Source organism: Hymenobacter sp. HSC-4F20, from assembly GCF_019599275.1.
Taxonomy (GTDB): Bacteria; Bacteroidota; Bacteroidia; order Cytophagales; family Hymenobacteraceae; genus Hymenobacter.
In genome coordinates this window covers 1-612 of the sequence record NZ_JAHZTD010000017.1, presented here as the reverse complement: position 1 = coordinate 612, position 612 = coordinate 1, and the positions used below count along the sequence as shown (strand labels likewise).

The 612-nt window shown below is 60.6% G+C and carries 1 protein-coding gene; it reads right to left on the bottom strand.

Features of this window, described 5'->3' with window-relative positions; translation table 11 throughout:
• Window positions 1–612 (bottom strand): branched-chain amino acid ABC transporter substrate-binding protein (locus tag K3G63_RS22510; protein ID WP_310794625.1); only part of this gene is annotated, 612 nt, incomplete at its 3' end.

Genomic DNA, 612 nt, shown 5'->3' with positions numbered 1-612 from the left:
GGTCATATAGATGCCGCTGGTGTACTGCGGCCCGCCCGCGGCGGTAACCAGCTCCTGCGTCACGATACAGTCCCCGGAAAAAAAGTTCGCTTTTACGCCCTGCTCGCGCATCTGGCGCACCAGCGGACCCGCCTCGGGATGACAACCGCCGAAATAGACCACGTCGGGATTCGCCTGAGCGATTTTTGTCACCAGCGCGTTAAAGTCTTTCTCGCCGCGCGACAGGCCCTCATACATCACCTCTTTGACGCCGCGCTTCTCCAGCGCCGCTTTGGTGGCGTCGGCCAGCCCCTGGCCATAGGTATCTTTATCGTGAATAAACGCGACCTTCTTCGCTTTTAGCTTGTCGAGCATGAAGTTGGCGGCGATGGCACCCTGCTGGTCATCGCGTCCGCACATGCGAAACAGGGTTTTCATACCGCGCTCGGTGATCTGCGGATTAGTGGAGCCTGGGGTAATCGACAGCACGCCGGCGTCGTCGTAAACCTCCGAGGCGGGCATGGTACTGGAGGAGCAGAAATGGCCGACGACCGCCATTACCTTATCCTGATCGACCAGCCGGTTCGCCACCGCGACCGCCTGTTTGGGTTCGCAGGCGTCGTCGCCCTGCAC